At 60.3% G+C, this 18,592-nt stretch carries 22 protein-coding genes; 9 read left to right on the top strand and 13 right to left on the bottom strand.

All coding sequences use genetic code 11. The annotated features are described in order from the left end of the window. Positions 1 to 33: 33 nt before the first annotated feature. The 6 genes from ABIB60_RS00365 to ABIB60_RS00340 are packed head-to-tail and all read right to left on the bottom strand — an operon-like array spanning position 34 to position 3,600. On the bottom strand, positions 34 to 813 hold the full coding sequence (locus ABIB60_RS00365; protein WP_354576951.1) for a hypothetical protein: 780 nt from the start codon (positions 811 to 813) through the stop codon (positions 34 to 36). Further along, positions 776 to 1,816 (bottom strand): hypothetical protein, encoded by a 1,041-nt coding sequence (locus ABIB60_RS00360; protein ID WP_354576950.1) that lies wholly within the window; start codon positions 1,814 to 1,816, stop codon positions 776 to 778. The genes ABIB60_RS00365 and ABIB60_RS00360 overlap by 38 nt, the downstream gene beginning before the upstream one ends. After that, positions 1,813 to 2,415, bottom strand: coding sequence for a hypothetical protein (locus tag ABIB60_RS00355; protein ID WP_354576949.1), 603 nt, complete (start codon positions 2,413 to 2,415; stop codon positions 1,813 to 1,815). Before ABIB60_RS00355 ends, ABIB60_RS00360 begins: the two co-directional genes overlap by 4 nt. Then, a complete protein-coding gene (locus tag ABIB60_RS00350) occupies positions 2,412 to 3,041 on the bottom strand; it encodes a hypothetical protein (protein WP_354576948.1) in 630 nt (209 codons plus the stop codon). Before ABIB60_RS00350 ends, ABIB60_RS00355 begins: the two co-directional genes overlap by 4 nt. Next, complete coding sequence (locus tag ABIB60_RS00345) at positions 3,038 to 3,337, bottom strand: hypothetical protein (protein WP_044017638.1); 300 nt, start codon at positions 3,335 to 3,337, stop codon at positions 3,038 to 3,040. Before ABIB60_RS00345 ends, ABIB60_RS00350 begins: the two co-directional genes overlap by 4 nt. 2 nt (positions 3,338 to 3,339) lie before the next feature. Beyond that, on the bottom strand, positions 3,340 to 3,600 hold the full coding sequence (locus ABIB60_RS00340; protein WP_354576947.1) for a hypothetical protein: 261 nt from the start codon (positions 3,598 to 3,600) through the stop codon (positions 3,340 to 3,342). Between the two features lie 103 nt (positions 3,601 to 3,703). Between ABIB60_RS00340 and ABIB60_RS00335 the strand changes: the two genes are divergently transcribed. Continuing rightward, positions 3,704 to 4,570, top strand: a complete 867-nt coding sequence (locus ABIB60_RS00335) for a S24 family peptidase (protein ID WP_354576946.1) — start codon at positions 3,704 to 3,706, stop codon at positions 4,568 to 4,570. A gap of 249 nt (positions 4,571 to 4,819) precedes the next feature. Here the strand turns inward: ABIB60_RS00335 and ABIB60_RS00330 are convergent, their stop codons facing one another. Further along, complete coding sequence (locus ABIB60_RS00330) at positions 4,820 to 5,221, bottom strand: hypothetical protein (protein WP_354576945.1); 402 nt, start codon at positions 5,219 to 5,221, stop codon at positions 4,820 to 4,822. 82 nt (positions 5,222 to 5,303) lie between these two features. On the opposite strand from ABIB60_RS00330, the gene ABIB60_RS00325 reads away from it, so the two are divergent. Both ABIB60_RS00325 and ABIB60_RS00320 read left to right on the top strand, forming a co-directional pair. Continuing rightward, on the top strand, positions 5,304 to 5,693 hold the full coding sequence (locus ABIB60_RS00325) for a hypothetical protein (protein WP_354576944.1): 390 nt from the start codon (positions 5,304 to 5,306) through the stop codon (positions 5,691 to 5,693). A 133-nt stretch (positions 5,694 to 5,826) separates the two neighbouring features. Further along, positions 5,827 to 6,393, top strand: coding sequence for a hypothetical protein (locus tag ABIB60_RS00320; protein WP_354576943.1), 567 nt, complete (start codon positions 5,827 to 5,829; stop codon positions 6,391 to 6,393). A gap of 59 nt (positions 6,394 to 6,452) precedes the next feature. Here ABIB60_RS00320 and ABIB60_RS00315 read toward each other — a convergent pair whose 3' ends face one another. From ABIB60_RS00315 to ABIB60_RS00305, 3 genes are all read right to left on the bottom strand, one after another. Next, entirely contained in the window at positions 6,453 to 6,983 is a 531-nt protein-coding gene (locus ABIB60_RS00315) for an ASCH domain-containing protein (RefSeq protein ID WP_354576942.1), read from the bottom strand. A 648-nt stretch (positions 6,984 to 7,631) separates the two neighbouring features. Next, positions 7,632 to 8,528: a DNA/RNA non-specific endonuclease gene (locus ABIB60_RS00310; protein ID WP_354576941.1), complete on the bottom strand. Its 897-nt coding sequence runs from the start codon at positions 8,526 to 8,528 to the stop codon at positions 7,632 to 7,634. 52 nt (positions 8,529 to 8,580) lie between these two features. Continuing rightward, positions 8,581 to 9,006, bottom strand: coding sequence for a hypothetical protein (locus ABIB60_RS00305; protein WP_354576940.1), 426 nt, complete (start codon positions 9,004 to 9,006; stop codon positions 8,581 to 8,583). A 229-nt stretch (positions 9,007 to 9,235) separates the two neighbouring features. On the opposite strand from ABIB60_RS00305, the gene ABIB60_RS00300 reads away from it, so the two are divergent. Next, positions 9,236 to 11,296, top strand: a complete 2,061-nt coding sequence (locus ABIB60_RS00300; RefSeq protein WP_354576939.1) for a tetratricopeptide repeat-containing sensor histidine kinase — start codon at positions 9,236 to 9,238, stop codon at positions 11,294 to 11,296. On the opposite strand, the gene ABIB60_RS00295 is transcribed toward ABIB60_RS00300, so the two are convergent. Next, positions 11,293 to 11,709, bottom strand: a complete 417-nt coding sequence (locus tag ABIB60_RS00295) for a hypothetical protein (protein WP_354576938.1) — start codon at positions 11,707 to 11,709, stop codon at positions 11,293 to 11,295. The two genes, ABIB60_RS00300 and ABIB60_RS00295, sit on opposite strands and share 4 nt — an antisense overlap. A gap of 236 nt (positions 11,710 to 11,945) precedes the next feature. Between ABIB60_RS00295 and ABIB60_RS00290 the strand changes: the two genes are divergently transcribed. The 5 genes from ABIB60_RS00290 to ABIB60_RS00270 all read left to right on the top strand — a co-directional run bounded on the left by ABIB60_RS00290 (position 11,946) and on the right by ABIB60_RS00270 (position 17,580). Then, a complete protein-coding gene (locus tag ABIB60_RS00290) occupies positions 11,946 to 12,626 on the top strand; it encodes a hypothetical protein (protein ID WP_354576937.1) in 681 nt (226 codons plus the stop codon). Positions 12,627 to 12,703: 77 nt separating this feature from the next. Further along, the gene (locus ABIB60_RS00285) at positions 12,704 to 13,693 is read left to right on the top strand and encodes a hypothetical protein (protein WP_354576936.1); all 990 of its coding nucleotides are present in this window, start codon (positions 12,704 to 12,706) and stop codon (positions 13,691 to 13,693) included. Between the two features lie 160 nt (positions 13,694 to 13,853). Then, positions 13,854 to 15,632 carry an OmpA family protein gene (locus tag ABIB60_RS00280; RefSeq protein ID WP_354576935.1) on the top strand — a complete coding sequence of 593 codons (1,779 nt, stop codon included), beginning with the start codon at positions 13,854 to 13,856 and terminating at the stop codon, positions 15,630 to 15,632. Positions 15,633 to 15,776: 144 nt separating this feature from the next. Next, entirely contained in the window at positions 15,777 to 16,553 is a 777-nt protein-coding gene (locus ABIB60_RS00275) for an ABC transporter permease (RefSeq protein ID WP_354576934.1), read from the top strand. Positions 16,554 to 16,749: 196 nt separating this feature from the next. Further along, positions 16,750 to 17,580 carry an ATP-binding cassette domain-containing protein gene (locus tag ABIB60_RS00270; protein WP_354576933.1) on the top strand — a complete coding sequence of 277 codons (831 nt, stop codon included), beginning with the start codon at positions 16,750 to 16,752 and terminating at the stop codon, positions 17,578 to 17,580. An 18-nt stretch (positions 17,581 to 17,598) separates the two neighbouring features. On the opposite strand, the gene ABIB60_RS00265 is transcribed toward ABIB60_RS00270, so the two are convergent. Further along, positions 17,599 to 18,099 (bottom strand): hypothetical protein, encoded by a 501-nt coding sequence (locus ABIB60_RS00265; RefSeq protein ID WP_354576932.1) that lies wholly within the window; start codon positions 18,097 to 18,099, stop codon positions 17,599 to 17,601. Between the two features lie 28 nt (positions 18,100 to 18,127). Continuing rightward, positions 18,128 to 18,517 (bottom strand): YbbC/YhhH family protein, encoded by a 390-nt coding sequence (locus ABIB60_RS00260; protein ID WP_354576931.1) that lies wholly within the window; start codon positions 18,515 to 18,517, stop codon positions 18,128 to 18,130. Positions 18,518 to 18,592 lie beyond the last annotated feature (75 nt).

Raw genomic sequence — 18,592 nt, 5'->3', positions numbered from 1 at the left:
ATGCATTTCTGAATGTAGAGAATAAACAGTTTTTCAAAGCTGTAAAGGGTCAATCCCCCACTTCTCAGCGAAGCGGCGGGTGGCCTGCTGGTGGCGCCGGAGGATCTGCTGTTGGGCGGCCTCGGAAGGCTGCCAGTCGGGCCGGGGGTGGCGGTGGATGGCCTGCTGTACCTGTTGGCGCTGCTGGGTGGCCTGCTCGTCGGTGAGCAGGCCGCGGCGGTATTTCTGCTTGATGAGGGTGAGCTTGTCGCGCAGGTGTTGGGCGTTGGGGTGGCTGGGGGGAATCATCAGGGCCACAGACTGCACCAGCGCGGGGGCGGCCTGCTGCAGCTGGTGGAGGGTGACGGCCTCCTGGCTGATGGCCTGGGTTTTTTGGTCGAGGTGGCCGTTTTCCAGGTACTGGGCCTTCTTCTCGAAGTAGGTATTGAACAGCCCGTAAATGGTGGCCGGGTCGAGGGCGTTGAAGAATATGGTGCCGGTGGTACGGGCCTGTTTCAGGGCCAGAATGATATCCTTGACGCTGTCGTGGGTGTAGGTGTGGGCCAGCGTGTCGGCCAGCTCCAGGATGTCGGCGGCGTCTGGCTTGTCGGCTACGCGCACGCTGTCGACGAAGGCGCGCAGGATGATGACCAGCAGCTTGACGACCACCTCCTCCCCTAACTTCCACTTGAGCTGAAACAGCTTGGGGGCGGCGGCGGCCTGGGCCGGCGTGAGGCCCACTGACAGCTCGGCCAGCACGAGGCGGGCGGCGGGGTTGGGCGTGGCGGCCAGGTGGCTACTGGTCGTACTTGGATTTGAAGCCAGTTGCAGCAAAGAAGTCTCCGGCCGGGGGCTGCTCGTGGAGGGTACCATCGGGGCGGCGCTGGACGTGGGGAGCGAGTTTGAGGCGGTTTTCATGGGCATCGTTGAGAAAGAATTGCGTGGCGCAGGCTTTCCAGTCGCGGCGCCGGGGCGGCTCGCCGGTCTTCCGGTCGCGCCAGGCCTGAATCTTGGCGTGGTAGAAGCGTAAATCAGCCAGCTGGTAGTCGGTACCGTCGAAGGCCTGAATGAACTTCTCCACATCGGCCAGCTCTGACTCGGCAAAGGGCACTTCGGGAAGCTGCTGCCGGCCACGCCGGGCCGGGCGGTCGGGGTGGCTGGCTTGGCCGGTGGCAGCTGCGCGAATGGCGGCCTGCTTTACCCCCTTTCTTTTTGGCGCAACTTTTTCTTTGGGGGCTGACGTTGGGGCCGGGTCTGCACCGGTGGGCGGGGCGGTGTCGTCGAGCAGTTCCGCGCCTGAAAGCCCTTCGCCTTCGAGCACCGCTATTTTTTTTTGGTGCGGGGCGGCGGTGCCCCTGTTTACTACTACACAGTTTACATCTACTGTTTTACTATATAAGGTGTCTTCGGGCACTTCTGCCCCCGATAAACCGCTTATCGGGGGCACTTCTGCCCGAAGTGCTTCGGGCACTTCTGCCCCCGGTAACGCGGTTTTATCGGGGGCACTTCTGCCCGTGGTAAGCGGGGCTACCGGGGGCACTTCCGCCTCCGATAAATCGGTGAGGTAGCAGCGGCTTTTCTCGTGCCGGGACTGGCTGGGCTGGTAGGTGAGCAGGCCCCAGGTATCGAGGTCGTAGAGGGTGGCCCGGTAGGTGCGCTCGTTGCCGATGCGGGCGGCCTGCATGAGGGCGGCGTGGTCGAGCAGCAGGCCGGTGGCAAAGCGGGCAGCGTTCCACTGGTAGAACAGGGCCCAATAGAGGCTGACGTGGTGGGGCCGGGCCTCGGGGCGGGCGCTGAGCTGCTGGTGGGCGGCCATGGTGTGGAGGATGAAGTTCATGCATGGGCCGCGCTGAGGGGAATGAATGGCTCGTCGATGGCCGTGAAGCCGGGGACCGGCTCAAACAAGCCGAGCTGCTTACCGGCGTCACTGTGCTTGCCGCGCAGGGCGGCCTCCACTTCCGTCAGGGCCTCCTGCACGGAGGCTTCCAGCAGGCCGGCGTAGGCGTATTCGGCGCCGGTTTCGTCGTTGTAGGCTACGTAGGGGCTGGTGAGGTTGAGCACCCGGTTGCCGGCGAGGCGGCGCTGGCCGATGAGCGTGACCCCTCCCCCGCTGCGGCCCAGGCTCAGGCCGGTAACGGTGAAGCTGTCGAAGTGCGCGGGCAGCTCCTCGGCCTCGTCGTCGGGCCAGAAGTCGGGGGTTTCCGTGAGCTGCTCGCAGAGCAGGCACAGGTGCGGGACGAGGCGGGCGAAGCGGTGGTGCAGGTCGGGGTGGATCAACTCCGGACTGGTGAGCGTGAAGGCGCGGGCCGGGGCGTCCGGGTCGCGCTGCTCGGTGAATTCGGCCTGCAGCTGGTAGTCCTTGATTTTGGCCTTTTGGATGCGGATGATGGACGTAGCGGCCTCAGGGCCGACGATGGGGGCGAGTTGCTGGTTCATACCGGTTGGGAAGCGGGATGGTGGGCGTGAAAGACGGCGGCCGAAAAGCCGCGGGGCGTGAGGCTGCGCAGGTTGGCGCGGTTCTTCGAGCCGGATACCTTGTCGACCATCGAGCCCTGCACCGGAAAGACGGGGCGCTTTTCGGGCATCCGGAAGCCGTGGCCGGTCCAGAGGCAGGTGCGCTTGGTGTAGGCCTCGGCTTCGGGGTCGGGGAGCCAGCCGGCATACTCGCAGGGGTCGAACTGGTAGTCGGGCTCGCGCCAGTAGTGGCGGAGCTGGCCGCGGGGGTTTTCCAGGAAGTAGGGCGCGCCCAGGCGGTGGCAGAGGTCGGCGGCGGCACCCACCAGGTCGAGGGCGGCGGCCAGGGCCCGGATGCCCTTGACGCGGAACAGGTGGGCGCCGGCGTTGCTCAGGTCGGTGCAGGGCGGGAAGGCAGCCACGAAAGCCACCGGGCCGGCCGGGGGCACGAAGCGGCGCACGTCGCCGCCGACCAGGCACACGTTGCCCTGCCAGGTTTCGCCGGGCGGGTGCTGCACGTCGATGCAGTAGCAGACGTAGCCGGCGGCGGCCCAGGGTGCCACGAAGCGGCCCGAGTGGTCGAATAGGGAAATAACGGCCGGGCTCATGCGGTGGCCGACAGCGGGTGGCGGTTGTAGCGGTTCTGGTAGCGCGTGAGCTCCGCGCGGCGGAAGCCCCACTCCTTCTCGTTGATGCGCACGCCGGTAATGCGTTTGGCGCGGCGGGCCTTGCGCAGCCCATCGGGCTGCATGCCCAGGAAGGCGGCGGCCTGGCGCACGTTCAGGATTTCCTCGGCGGCGGCATCAGTGGCCGCCGTGGCGGCCTGGGTGGCCTGCTCCAGCTTGTCGAGGCGGCCGACAAGCTGCCGCCACTCCTGCTCGGGGATGATGACAACGGCTTGCATGGCTACGCTTCGTTTATGAGCTGGCGGGCGCGCTCCTGCACCTGGCGGCGGCGGGCAAACTCCTCTTCGGCCACCTCCAGGAAGGTATCGGCTACCTCCTTGCGGGCCCCGTCGTCGGCGATAATCTGGTAGAGGCGCGACTGGCTGAGCTTGATGCCGCGGTCCTGCAGGCGGGTGAGGGTATCGGCAATGACGCTGTGCCGGCGGCCGAGCTTTTGTAGCACCTGCTGCAAAACTCCCGGCTTTTTCTCCTTCTGTTCCATACTTTTTCCTGTAATTTTGTATATTGCTTAAGCAAGCATTATTGCTTTGTGATGCAATTATAAATACACCACAAAGCAATAGTACATCAAAACAGGAAATAAAATGCAAAAGCCTGATAGCCAGTCAGAAAAAAAGCCTGAAATAGTGCAGCGCATTCAGCAGATACTCACGCACTTCGGTCTGAACGCCAGCAGCGCCACGCAAAAACTGGGCTACAGCACGACCAGCAAGCTATATAACATCCTGAAAGGCTCGGAACCGAGCTACCCCACTTTGGTGGACTTTCTGCGGCAGTGGCCGGATTTGTCGCCGGAGTGGCTGATGCTCGGTCAGGGCCCGATGCTGCGCGGTGAAAGCGGCGCAGCGGGAGTCATGGCGGTGCAGCGGCCGGCCGTCAGCGGCCGGTCGGTGGTGAACAGCGGCGGCGTGCTGGTGGTGACGGTGGACCGGGAGGGTACCGACAACGTGGAGCTGGTGCCGGTATCGGCTCAGGCGGGCTATACGCTGCAGCACAACGAGGCGGTGTTCGTGCAGGATTTGCCGCGCTACCGGCTGCCGCTGTTTGAGCGGGGCAAGTTCCGGGCCTTCGAGGTGGCCGGGGATTCGATGACGCCGACGCTGAACCACAACGACATTGTGGTATGCAGCTACGTGGATAACTGGCGGCTGCTGATTCCGGATGATATCTACGTGGTGGTAACGTCGGAGTCGGTGATGCTGAAGCGGATTCGCAACCGGATTTCCACCCTGGACGAGGAAGTATTGCTGTTCTCGGATAACCCGCACCGGCGGCCCTACCCGATGGATACGGCGGACATCACGGAGCTGTGGCGCGTGCGGGGCTACATCAGCACGTTCCTGCCCTCGGCCCCCGATGTGACGGCGGAACGGCTCTGGGAGGTAATTGAGACGCTGGGCTTCGATAAAGGAGAAATCCGGCGACGTCTGGAAGAAGGTGCCTCAAATTAAGCCACAGTTGAAAGCGCTCTGCTTTTGACAGCGGGGTAAGTAATTGAAGATGCGTGCTTTAGAGTGCGTCGGATTTTAGAGAGTGAGCCCCGACTGGGGGCTCACAGTACAGTAAACGCCTTGTAAATCTTTGATTTGCAAGGCGTTTTTGCTTTATGTACCTGCCAGTATGTGCATTTTCAAGTGGTAAACGGTGGCTGAACTGTGGAGCTGTTCCCACAGTTGGCGGCTCCACTTGCTGGTGGGTTCCTAGTCAAATACTGGATCAATGGGGCCGTCGCCCCCGCCGCCGGGGCCGGTACCGGGGCCACCACCTCCACCAGGGCTACCACAAACAACGGGGGTATTGTAGCCGTCTTCCATACCATCAAGGTAGCCCTGGTAGTAATCGGCTTCCTGCTGGGTAGTAGCGGTGGCCTGCCAGTACAACACCCGCTGCCGGTACGATTCATAGCGCTCCGGGAAGTTGGCCCCATCAATGCACTTGTTCTGCTCGGTTTCACGCTTACCGTTGGCGTACCCATCTTGGTAATCGGTGTAGGAGGTATGCGGCCGATGGAGTGCCGGGGTGGGCGGACTGCTAAAGCCGGAAGCAACCGCGCCTACGCCCAATAAGGAGGCAAGAGCAACAGAATGGAGGATGCGTTTCATAAGATGAAAATATGGCTGGTGAGGGCCCCAAGATCAAGCGGTTAACCGGCGCTGTAAAGGACAGGGCTACGCGTATTGTGACATGGGCTACTCATCTGTTACGCAGAGTGGCTGCTCTACCCTCCGCGTGACCTTCTTCATGCGCATTCCGCAACGGCTGCTTAGTATCTTTGCCGGCATGAAAGCTCCCCTGTTTCACCCAGGCCAGGAGGTTGTCTGTACCAACGACGACTTCACTCTGTTGCTGGTGCAGAACCCTAATATTCAGACTCCCAAGCGCGGGCCCATTTACACGGTGCGTAACGTGTACGACACGCACAATGGCTTCGGCATTACGCTGGTGCAGATCAACAATGCGGCGGTGGCACCTGGCTTCCCGGAGGCCAATTTTCACGAATCCCGCTTTTCCCTGCTGCCCCCGGTAGAGGAAGTGGATATTAGCGCGGCCATTGAAGAGAGCGTGCCGGCGTAAAGTACGCCTGGTGGGTTTAGCAGCGCCTGGTTTACTGCTTTTCCGGAAACGAAGTACAATCCGGCGCGTAGGAAGTGTAGTGGCCTGGTAAGCCCCGGCCCCATCTGCTTACTCCTATACCTCACCACCCGTAATGGCCAAGCAAGCACCCGCCACCAAAGCCGACAAACTTAACAGCCTGTATAAGGAGTGCGGCCTCATCAAGGAAGATGTTTTTCAGCACCAGCACTACACCATTCTGACCCGTTCAGGCATTGAGAAGGTGCAGGCCCATTACGGCATTCAGGTTAGTTACAAAGCCCTGAAGCTGGAGCCCAAGTACGCCGTTATCAAAGCCGTAGCGAAGATGGACGAAGCCACCGTGGAAACCTACGGTAGCGCCGTACCTGAGAACTGCAAAAACAGCTACTTCGCGGAAACGGCGGAGAAACGCGCCCTCAGCCGGGCCGTGTTGAAGCTAACGGGCCTCTACCAGCACGGCTTCTTTGGGGAGGAAGAATCGGAGCAACTAACTGCCGACGCAAAAGCAGCGCCGCAGAAGCCAGCGGAACCCGATATCCTCACCGACGCCCTCAACCGCTTGCGTAATGGCGACGCCCCGGGGGCTGTATGGAAAGCCTATACTGAACTTCACGCCAACGAAGACTTTAAGGCCGCCGTGAAGGCTGAATCAGAACGCCGCAAGGCGGCGGCAGTCTAGCGCCCTGCTTATGGGTAGTGGCCGAGGCCCGTTCGCAAACGCCGGGTTTGTGGACGGGCCTACTGATTTGCAGTTATTTGATGCGTAGGCTGCGGGCGGAACGAAACTACCCAGACCCATTCATTCCGGGCCCAGGCTGTGGAGTAAATACCAGCAAGCAGTCCCCGAAACGCGGCCCTAGGGCTGTTGTACCACCGGAACTCTCCCGCTACAGGTGGACTGGGCTCCACCCCGCCCCAGTATACCTGGCCCTGCTGCTCCCTGCATTCAATACCTTCGGCCACGGCGTCGGCCTCAGTTAAGGCCTGAACTCGCTCAGCCCGGATGCTCACTATCTGCAGGTGCAATGCGGGGTTTTCTTTTACCTGGAGTAGGTCACCGGGCTGCCCGAACGGGCACGGCACGGGGGCCAGCGGCACCTGGGTTGCCACATCCTCAAACACTGCCCCCGATTCCGACAGGCCCCGGTATCGGTAGCGGCCGGGCTGCTGCTGGAGCAGTATATTTCCTGCCAAACGTCGGCGGGTTACGGTTTTACGGCCGGCCTGCACGGCGGCAAGCATGGCTGGATTGAAAGAGATGAAGAGCATAGGGTACGGGAGGACAGAACAGGCCGCCGGTTAATTAAGTAGACTGATAGCCCGCTACACGCAATTTGGGGCCAATTACTGTGCAGGGCGGCCGCAGTATACCAGCAGAGCATCTTGGTATGCTTCTTGAACGGCCTGCTCCCTGTATCCTTTGTGCGTCTCCTGCCCATGACTGAATTGGAAGTATCCTTTCGCGCAGCGCTCCACGAAGCACGCTTCTCAACGGCCGCTGTATTGCTGGCGCAGGTTGTTGCGGCTCAGGCAGCTTCCGGGAGAGGTTTGCCGGGAGGGCATGAAATCCTGTTGCAGCGCCGCTGTGCCGACCTGCTCAGTGAGCAACCCACGCATACTGCCTCAACCCTGCTACGCGAGGCGGAGCAATACGTGCACGACTTACATGAGGGGCAGATCATGCCTGGGTAGCATAACAGAAATAGTGCGGGCCGGTAGCCGAAGTTGCCACGAATCCTCTCCTTGCCAGAAGTCATTACTAGGAATGCCTCTTGGTTTGCCAGCCAGGTTCACCCATTGTAGCCCTGCCTGAACCCGTTCAACACAACACCGGTGTACGGGTCCAGGCAGGGCTATAGTACGAAATGGCTACGATGTTAATGGGCGCAACCTTTGGTTCATCATTTTACCAATTGGTTAAAGAGCACCCGAATCCACCCGGCTCTCTATCTGCTGCTGCACGGCCGGCGCTACCGCCGAGAGCAGGTCGTAGCCAGTAGCTGCTTCAATGGCATCCACGGAAGTACGGTACTGCCCCCAATTGGTGTTTATGCTGTTGTCGTTGGGGGTATCAACGGCAATAATGCGGGTGCTGGCGCTTACGCGGGCTGCGTCATTGTCGCCGGTGGGTAGTATCACTATTACTTTCCAGATGCGGGCGGGCACGGTAACCCGGCCCTGGTCGAGGGTAGTTTTGTAGCCGTTGGAGCCCGTGCCGCCTTTACCATAACTGCCCATTATCACGTACACTTCCTGAGCCCCGTTGCTGAGCTGGGCGCGGCTATAGTCCTCCAGGTTAGCCCAGGTCTGCTGATTGTTGCGCGGGGCCTGGGGAATCATGTTGGTCATCAGAAACGTGGCCGAATTATCGGCTACCGTGGAGGTCCAGTCGGCGGAAGGGCAATTATGGCCCCGGTCGAAGCCCGAGCCCGAGTAGCTGTTGGCCTGCACTTGGTACCAACCGGCGGGCAAGGTATTATCGGGCCGAAAATCATCCTGGCGGGCGGCGCTGCCCCGGTGAGCCTGGGTGAGGTGCCAGCTTACCCAATTGGGTATACCCCGGTCCCGGTGGTAGCTGAGGGCATATTGAGGCTTTAGCAACAAAAAGTTAGTGGGCTGCTGCTCATCGGCGGTAGCGCCGCTGGGGTTGCCCAGCGTCAGGTGCTCGGGCAGGGCAACGGGTGGTAAGGTGGGCGGAACCGGCGGTGCGGGGGCCGGGTCGGAGGAGGTGGAGCAGGAAGCAACCCATAGCGTGGAAGCCAGCAATAGGGCGTACTTTCCGCTCCGGCGGAAGGCAACAGGTATGTAGAGCATGGCGCAAAGGTAGGGGCTCGGCGGCTGGCAGAACGAGCTGGCCCCCTACGGTTCAGTATTGGGCCAGCAGCCACTGCTCGGCCAAGACTTCGCAGCTGAAAAACTGGAACTGAATCCGGTACTGAGACCCCGCCTTTTCCAGAACAGCCCGACTGGCCGCTACTGCCTGCTTATTATCCGCCACCAGTAGCGCCCCCCACCGATACGAGCATGATCCACCCGCCCGGGGCAGCCAGTTCTTGAGCATCCAGTCCACGGTTCCGGGCGCCAACGGCCCCAAATGCTCCCATTTCGATAGAACACGGCCCCAGCCCGTTTTCTCTAATAAGCCCAGCTCCTGCTCCAATACCTGTTGCACGGCCACTGGGTCGTGGGAGCCGGGCAGCCATTCTACGCGCAAAAAGCCTTTTGAGTCGGCTAGCAACCGGCCGGCCGGATTCTCATACAACAGCGTGGGTGGAGCAGATGAAAAAGGCATGTCAACGGACGAAAAAGCCAGCTTCTCAACACCGTGGCAGTACAGGAAGTGGCAGCGCGGAAAGCACGTGCAGGTACAAACAAATATACTATACCCGCGTGTACAGCCGCGTTTATTTCCTGTAAAATACCATGAATATAGTGTTACTTGCCGCCCGCAAGCGCGCCCTACCGACCCGCCCCCGGCAATACCCAAGGCGAGTGGCCTTGCTCTTTCGTGTTCATTGCTCATGACCAACCGTTTACTGACCCTGGGGCTACTGGTGTGTACAGCGGGGTGGAGTCTCCCGGCGCACGGCCAAAGTCCGCAAACCCGTCCTCTGCAGCGCAGGCTGGCCGCCGCTACAGTTGATAGTAGCCGCGTTCTGCTGCTGGCCGATCTGGCGGCCACCTACCGCTATTCCCGCTTCGATTCCCTGCACTGGTTTGCCACGCAGGGGACGGCCCTGGCCCGGCGCATTGGCTATGCCAAAGGCGAAGGGCGCTGTCTTTCCCGCCTGGCCATTCTGCCCGGGGAGCGGGGCAACCTCCCCCAGGCCCTGCGCCTCGATCTGCAGGCTCTGCAACTGGCCCAAAGCAGCCAGGACTCCGAAGGGACAGCCCGCACGCTTAACCAAATGGGGCTGCTGTATTTTGCCCTCGACGACTTTCGGCCTTCCCTGCGGTATTATTTCCAGGCCCTGCACTTGTACCAGGCGGCCCCGGTCCGCGACACTTCCCAGCTGATTAGCGTTATCACCAACCTGGGCGCCAGCTACGAGGGGCTGCGGCAATACGACTCGGCAGCCTTCTTCCTGAACAAAGCCTGGGGCATGACGGCCCGCTCCCGGGCCGTGCACCGGAGCTGCTGGGGCAATCCGGCCCCGTATGTGTTGCGGGAGCTGGGCCTGTTACAGGTGGCTCAGGGCCATCCGGATGCCGCCCTTACCTTTTACCGCCGCAGTGCCCGGGCCGCTTTTCCCGAGAATGACCGGCGAAGCGCCAGCCGAGCCTATCAGTACATGGCGGAGCTGTTCAGGGCGCGCAACCAGACCGATTCCAGCATCTTCTACGCCCGCAAGGCCCTGGCTTTAGCCCAGACGCTGCCGTTTATAGTCGGCATTGTGCGCAATAACAAGCTGCTTACCGAAACCTTCGAGCAGCTGCACCAGCCCGATAGTAGCCTGCGCTATATGCGCGGAATGCTGGTAGCCCAGGATAGCCTGTTTAACCCCCGCCGCATCAAGCAGCTGGATGCCATTGGCTTTGCCGAGCAGCAGCGTCTGCAGGAGCTGGAGGCGGAGCGGGCTCAGCTGCAGGAGCGCCTGCGCACGGGCATTTTGCTCACTGGCCTGGCCGGGCTGCTGCTGGTATCGGTGGTGTTGTGGCGCACCAACCGCCAGCAGCGCCGGGCCCACCAGCTGCTACGGCACTTGCACGCGCAGGTTAGCCAGCAGGCCCAGGAGCTCACCACCCAGCGCGACGACCTGGCCCACACGCTGAAGGACCTGAAAATTGCCCAGAGCCAACTGGTACTGCGGGAGAAAATGGCCTCGCTGGGGGAGCTGATGGCCGGGGTGGCCCACGAAATTCAGAACCCGGTGAACTGCGTACGCAAGTTTGCCGCCATCAGCGTGGAGCTCTGCGAAGACATTCGTCAGGAGCTGCACAAGCTGCCCCTGCCCCTCCATGAGCAGGAAATGGTGGATGAGATGCTGCAAAACCTGGGACAAAACCACACCAAAATTGTGGCGCACGGGCAGCGCGCCGAGTCCATTGTGCGCGGCATGTTGGAGTACTCAACAGGTGGCAGCGGCCCCCGCCAGCCTACCGACCTTAACCGCATGAGCGAGGAGTATCTTCGCCTCACCTACCAGGACCTGCGCGCCAAGCACCGGCATTTTAACGCGGCCCTGCTGCTGCACCTCGACCCGGCCGCCCAGCCCCTCAACGTCATCCGGCAGGATATCGGCCGGGCTCTGGTGGGCGTTTTCAGCGCGGCCCTGCAGGCCGTGCAGCAGCGGCTGGCGCAGGCCGAGGAAGACTACGTACCCCAGGTGGAGCTCAGTACACGCTACGCTCAGCAGACACTGGAAATCCGGGTGCGCGACAACGGCTTGGTGTTGGCCCCGGAGGCGCTGGAACAGGTATTTCGCCGCTTTCAGGGTGGCAGCGACGCCCGTTTGGGTTTGTCGTTGAGCCATGATATTATTACGAAAGGCCACGGCGGCACCCTCACGGCTAGTAGCCATGCAGACAGCGGAACGGAGTACATTATCCGGCTGCCGGAGGCAGATTCTGCTCTGCGCTAGGGTTGCAGCAGCAGCCATTGCAGGGCGCTGGCTTCATCGGAAAAAGTGCGGTACACCAGAGGCAGATTTTGGACGGAGGTGGTGATGTAGGCCGTAGCCAGCCGGGTAAATACGTCCTCGGCCACCAGTACGCCACCGTAGCGGTAGCCGCCTTCCTGCACCGCCCGGGGCAGCCACTCCTGCACCACCCAGTGCTGCTCCGCCGCGCTGAAAGCCCGCATGTGCCGCTGGTCTACCAGAATTTTGGAACAGCCGTGGCGCTGCAGGGCTTGCACCATATGGTTAAATACGGCCCGGAACGTGAGCTGGTCACGCTCCTCGGCGCTCCAGATAACTCGTAGCAGCCCGGCCGGATCTTCCAGAATCCGGGCGGCTGTGTTCTGAAAATAGAGTGTGGGGGCAGCTGAACGCATAGTAATGGCTGCATACTACTAGCACGTTCCCCTTTTTGTTTAGCGCTGCCCTACCGTTCCGACAACTGACCCTTCCAAAACGGAAGGGTTTTGTGTTTTACCGGTGACTTCTTAATGGCTGCATGCATTCATATAAACTTGATTAACAAATAATTACAATAATATCATCCGTGCATAATTGAAATAGGCATCAGGCTTGGCAAAGGGCTATCATCTCCCAAACACCCGTACAGCCAATGCCCTTCTTCGACAATATCACCAAAGCTGCCAAGGATTTCTTCATCGAGGAAACCTCGGCCGGAGGCCCTTCTGTGGCGGCACCCCGCCCCTTGCCCGGTCAGTCGGCGCCGGTTATGCTGGGCAACACTCCGGCTCTTGAGCCAGCTCCCCTCCTGACCCAGCCCGAGCAGCGCCACCTCGACCACATCCGCCAGTTACTGGCCGGCGACGGCAAGGATTTTATGGCCTTTACCAAAATGGTAAGCAGCCTGCAGGCTAGCGGCCTCAATGGTCCCATTCTCTACCAAACGGCTTTTAATGCGTTTTCGGCCGTTACCAGCCTGGATTTGCCGGGCCTGCTAAAGTCGGCGGAGCAGTTTGAGTTGAAGCTGACCTCGGACCGCAACAGCATTCTGGAGCGGCACCGGGAAAAGGTGGGCGAAATAAGGATTCCGAACGTGCCGCCCAGCCCCTTAGTGCAATTACAGCAGCAGGAGCAGCAGCTCCAAACCGGCCTCGCCGACCTGGCCCGGCAGCTGGAAGAAGCCCAGCAACGCCTGCTGGCCGTGCGGGAGCAGCTACAGCAGCAACAACAAAAAGCAGGTGCTGCCCTGGCCTCCTACGAATTGGCCCACGCCACCGCCTCCACCGAGCTAAAAGCGCACCAACAAGCCGTGCAGGCCTTTTTGCTGAAGTGAAGCGGCCCGGATGAAAATCCTAGTCCTGCCCTTCGACTTCTAACCGTCCCCCTACTCACCATTTCACCACTTCACCGATGAACACTCTTTCCACTCCCGATTTTAAAACCGGCGAGCTGCCCAAGTGGCAGCAGCCAGAGAAGATAGCCGGCTGGATTTTTCTGGCCGGGCTGGCCGGGGCCGGCATCTACTGCTGGGGCACCATCGTGCCGTTCCTGGTCGAAATGGTGTTTGATACCGTGAAGCTGGGTATTGGGCTGGGTGTGCTGCTGGCGGCCTGGCTGGTACTCACCAGCCCCCGTGTGAAGGCCGGGCTGTGGTACGCGGGCCAGCGTATTTTCCGCACCGCTGCCGGTATTTTCGTCAACACCGACCCCATCGGCATCATGGAGGACTACATTAAAAGCACCTCCCAGGAGGCCCGCAAGATGGAGGAGGAAGTGGGCCACGTGGAAGGTGCCCACGAGCTGGTAAAGCGCAAGCTGGAAGCCAACACCCAGCAAATGCGCGAATATCTGCAGCTAGCCGACGCCGCCACCCGCCAGCGCGAACCGGATGCCGCCGAGCAATATGCCAGCCGCGCCGCCCAGCTGCAGGAGTACAACCAGCGCCTGCAGCCCATGCTCACTACCACCCAGAACGTGAGCCTGGTGATGCGCCAGATTCTGAAAGCGGCCCTGCGCCAGATTGACGGCAGCAAGTTCAAAGTGAACCTGCTGAAGGACGAATACCAGCTGGTAAAGCGCACCAGCTCCGGTATGCGGGCTGCCATGAACATCCTGCGCGGCGACCCGGACAAGAAATACTTCTTCGACCTGGCCACCGACCGGGTGGCCCAGGACATGGCCCAGCAGCTCGGCCAGATCAAGCAGGCCATGCGCTACTCGCAGGAGTTCGTGAAGGAAATGGACATCCAGAACGGGGTGATGAGCGAAAAGGGCCAGCGCCTGCTGGAAAAATACCAGAAAGGCGACTTCAACGCCCTGCTCGACGAAAAGGCCGCGCCCCTGACAACCGCCCAAACCCGCGTGGCCACCAATGACGCCTACAAGAGCCTGCTGGATTAGAGGAGCCAGGAGTTAGGAGCTAGAATGCTCTACTCAACCCAGGACCGATAGCTCCTGATTCCTGATTCGAATCACTCTCCCGCCAATTCCTGCATTCATTCTCAACTCAGCTGCGGAGCCGATTCTAAATCCTCGCTCCCAGCTCCTAACTCCTATCAACATGACAACTCGTGGTAAACTTGTACTGGGCGTGCTACTGGCGGCGCTGCTGTACTTCGGCATCAACAAGCTCGTGCAGAGCGGGGTGCTGTTCAAGAAAGCGGCAACTGAATCGGTGCTGCTAAATTCCATTGAGCTGCCCGCCGCCAGCGGCGGGGGGCGCGCCACGGCGGCCGTGCCCCTGGCTCCGCTACCCTCCGAAACGCCCGCCGGCAAGGGCACGCCCGTGGTGTGGGAGGTAATGGCCTGGAACTCGCAGATGGCCGGCATGCTGGCCAACGGCGGCCCCCGCACCACAGAGGGCTCCAGTATGGCCGCCAACGGCCTGGATATGCAGATTGTGCGCCAGGACGACGTAGCCAAAATGCAGGCTGACCTGGTGAAAAACGCTCTCGATCTGCAAAGCAACCCCGAAACGCCGGGCCTGCTGGTGAGCATCATGGGCGACGGGCTGCCGGCCTTCTCGGCGGTGCAGCCCCAGCTGGAAAAAGCCGGCACCGGCCTGCAGATTATTCCTTACTCGGTGGGCAAGAGTTTCGGCGAGGACAAGCTGATGGGCCCCAAGGAGTGGCTCGATAACCCCAAAGCCGCCCTGGGCAAAACCATTGCCTGCTACCTGCGCGACGGTGACCAGAATATTGCCCTGAAATGGTGCGCCGACAACGGCCTGAAAGTAAACCCCGACGAAACCACCTATGACCCCGAGGCCGTGAACTTCCTGGCTTCCTCCGACTTTCTGGTGGCCGCCGAGAAGTACATCATCGGCAAGCCCGAGCAGCGCGTGAAGGTGGTAAAAGGCAAAAATACCGGCGTGAAAGTGGACGTGGTGGCCGACGCCGTAGCCACCTGGACGCCCGGCGACGTGAACATTGCCAAGCAGAAAGGCGGCCTGGTGAACATTGTGAGCACCAAGGACTACAGCAACCAGATGCCTAACATCATGGTGACCACCAAACGGTGGTATGACGCCCACCCTAAGCAGGTGGAAGCCCTGATGACGGCCTTTGCCGTGGCCGGCGACCAGGTAAAAAGCCACCCCGAAGCCCTGAGTCGCGCCGCCGATATTTCCAGTGTGGTGTACGGCGACAAGGACAAGCCCGGCAGCTACTGGCTGCGCTACTACAAGGGCGTGAGCGAGGCCGACCGCAACGGCGAAGTCGTAGAGCTCGGGGGCGCCAAGGCCTTCAACTTCGCCGATAATCTGGCCCTGTTCGGCCTCAACGAAGGCGGCACCAACATCTACGCCGCCGTGTATAAAACCTTCGGCGACGTGCAGCACCAGCTGTACCCGAAAGAGCTGCCCACCTACGTACCCCTGGAGCAGATGCTGGACCTCACGCCCCTGCGCAAGCTACAAGACAAATACCGCGGCAGAACCCTGGCTCCGGCCGAGCAGCAGCAGTTTGCCGCCGATGACGAAATCCGCCAGAGTGTGAGCAAGCGGGCCTGGAACATCGAGTTCAATACCGGCCAGAGCTCCTTCACCCCCGCCGCCGAGCAGCAGCTCAACACGCTGTTCAACGACCTGGTAGTAGCCGGCCGCCTGAAAGTAGCCGTGCACGGCCACACCGACAACGCCGGCGACCCGCAGCGCAACCAGCAGCTCTCCGAGGACCGGGCCCTGGCCGTGGAGCATTGGCTGGAGCAGCGCAGCGCCAGCGCCTTCCCCGCGGGCCGCGTGCAGGTGTACGCTCACGGTGCCCAGGAGCCCGTGGCCCCCAACACAACACCTGATGGCAAAGCCCGCAACCGCCGCGTGGAAATCGTGCTGGGTAACTAGGGTTGAGGCAGCACGTCATGCTGAGCGCAGCCGAAGCATCTCTACCGCTGGCTAATTAAGACTATTGCAACGAAGCTGTAGAGATGCTTCGGCTGCGCTCAGCATGACGTCCCTCCTCACTCACTTCATATCCCTCACTCCCTCATGAAATCCCTCTTCCTTCCCAACGCCCAACCGCCCCGTACCACGTTGCTGCTGATGGCCGGCGGCCAGGCCCTGGTGCTGCTGCTGCTGTGGCTGTGGATGCCTTTGCGCATCTTTCCTTCGCTCGGGGAAGTGCTCCGGGCGCTGGCCGACCTGATTACCACGCAGGGCCTCATTCCGGAGCTGTGGGCCAGTATGACGACGGCGCTGCAGGCCCTGGGCGTGGCTACAGTGCTGGCGCTGCTGATTTCCTACCTCACGGCCCTGCCCTTCTTCCGGCCCCTGGCTTACGCGGCCTCCAAAATGCGTTACCTCACCCTCACCGGCCTCACGTTTTTCATGGCCCTGCTGGTCAGCTCCGGCCACGAGGTGAAGCTCTCCGTGCTGATTTTCGCCACCACCGTGTACCTGGTTACGGGCATGACCTCGGTGATGCTGACCACCACCCAGCAGGAAATGGACCACGCCCGCACCCTGGGCCTGGGCGAGTGGCGCAGCTTCTGGGAAGTGGTGGTGCTGGGCAAGCTGGATGATATGCTGGAAGTGGTGCGTCAGAACTTCGCCATCATCTGGACGATGATTACGCTGGTGGAAACCCTCTACCAGTCGGAAGGCGGTATTGGCCTGCTGCTCTATAAGCAGAACCGCTACCTCCACCTCGACGGGGTACTGGCCATTCAGCTCGTCATCCTCGCCGCCGGTGCCGCCCAGGACTACCTGTTCACCCTCCTGCGCCGCGTGTTTTTCCCCTATTCTGAGCTGGCCGCCGCGCGGTAGCAATTTGCTAATCAGACCGTCATGCTGAGCGCAGCCGAAGCATCTCTACTGCTTCGTTGGGCCCTCCGTAGCCCAGGGAGTCAACCCTGGGCTATGCAGCAGCTGTAGGCATTGCCACTGACTGGTTAGTCAGGGGTAGAGATGCTTCGGCTGCGCTCAGCATGACAATACCCTTCTACCTCCACACCCTACCTCTATGACTCCCTATTTCTATAAATCCCCGGTCCTTACCCTCGACAACGTGTCGATGGAGTTTGCGGGCGAAACCATCCTGCGCGACATTTCGGCCCAGGTGCTGGACGTGTGCCGGCCGGGCATGGAGCAAGGCCAGGTGGTGGGGTTCTACGGCCGCTCGGGGCTGGGTAAGTCTGTCCTGTGCCGCATTATGGCGGGGCTGATGGCGCCCAGCCGCGGCACCGTGCTGGTGGGCCAGGACCAGGAAGCCGTAGCGCCCGGCGCGGTGGGCTTCGTGCAGCAGCAGTACCCGCTGTTCAACCACCGCACCCTCCACGACAACCTGCTGCTGGCCGCCACCCGCAAATACCCCGATGCCGCCGAAGCCCGCCGTCAGACCGATGCCTACCTGGAGCGGTTCCAGCTCACGACCCACCGCCGCAAGTACCCGGCTCACCTCTCCGGCGGGCAGCGCCAGCGCGCCGCCATTGCCCAACAGCTGCTCTGTTCCGACCACCTCATCCTGCTCGATGAGCCGTTTTCGGGCCTCGATATTGCCATGATTGACGAGGTCAAGAAAATCATCCTCGAAGTAACCACCATGGACGAGCTGAACACCGTCGTCATCGTCTCCCACGACATCCAGACCACCACCGCCCTCTGCGACCGGCTCTGGCTACTGGGCTACGAGCGGGATGCCAGCGGCCAGCTCCTGCCCGGCGCCACCATCAGCCCCGAGCACCAGTACAACCTCGCCGAAATGGGCCTCGCCTGGCACGAAAACGTGGAAGCCGAACCGGAATTCGTCCGGTTTGTGGAGCACTTAAAGGAGGAAATTCGGCAGAGTGCGTAAAAAATCTTTGTTCGTATCCTAAGCATTCAAATCACTTAAGATGGCTTGGGAGAAGTTGCTTATATCTTTATCAGGATGCTCAGCCAGGTCCTTAAATAACGGCCTATCAGCTAACATCAGGTTGTAAAGCTTTATTTCCCATTCAATTAATGATTTATTGAGCGCACCTCGGTGTAAACACGAAGCGAATCCACTCATTATATCTAGTATTTCAATCTTGAGTTTTTCGTCAAGATTAATTAACGCCCTAATTAATATAGGATAAGCTGGCAAAGCTGCAGAGGATATAAAAGCGTGCTGATGACAAAGAGAACACCATAGCTGGTGCGTAGCTTCATTAGACACATTAGAATCGGAACAGAATAGGTTCTTTAGGTAATGAGGTATGGTCCCTTCTGCCTCACCGTATGCAGTTCCAAATCCTGTCCAGTCGACAGTATCAACTAGATTGATTATTTCACTTGGTATTACAGTCGGGCACGTTGCAGGCCTTAAACTATCATGAAGAAGCTTGTCCATTGTTTGTAGATCAATTATGCATGAAGCATTATTTCCCGTGTGTCAGTTCTATCACCCGACTGTCCTGAGAATTCAGAATAATAGTAAAAACACCACCATCCGAATCCTTTGGTAAAGTGCCCATCAATACCCAATATTTATCAATTAGATATACCTCATAAGGCCGTTCATGTACAATGTTCTTTTGGCCATATGTCCGAAACAAGATAGGCTCCGCAACTCGCACAGCGGCGGCACTATCTGGCAACGCCTGCGTCACAGTTGAAACATTGATAGCAACCTGCTTCTGCAGGGCTTCTTGTAATTCCTCCCTGGCTATTTCCCTACCCAGCCTGCTGTGTTTTTTGCCTTGAGCACAGCCACAGATGCTAAGAGCTAACAATCCAGCTGTGCAAAGAGAAGTAAAGCTTTTAGTCATGGCGAGGAATCGAGAAGGGAGTTCTAGAGACGCAATATCTTGCGTCTCGTCGTTGCTGATGTTGTTTGGAACCGC

Source organism: Hymenobacter sp. UYP22 (assembly GCF_040547285.1).
In the GTDB taxonomy this organism is placed as follows: Bacteria; Bacteroidota; Bacteroidia; order Cytophagales; family Hymenobacteraceae; genus Hymenobacter.
The sequence above is the reverse complement of the archived record's forward strand: the minus strand, read 5'-3'. Positions and strand labels throughout refer to the sequence as shown.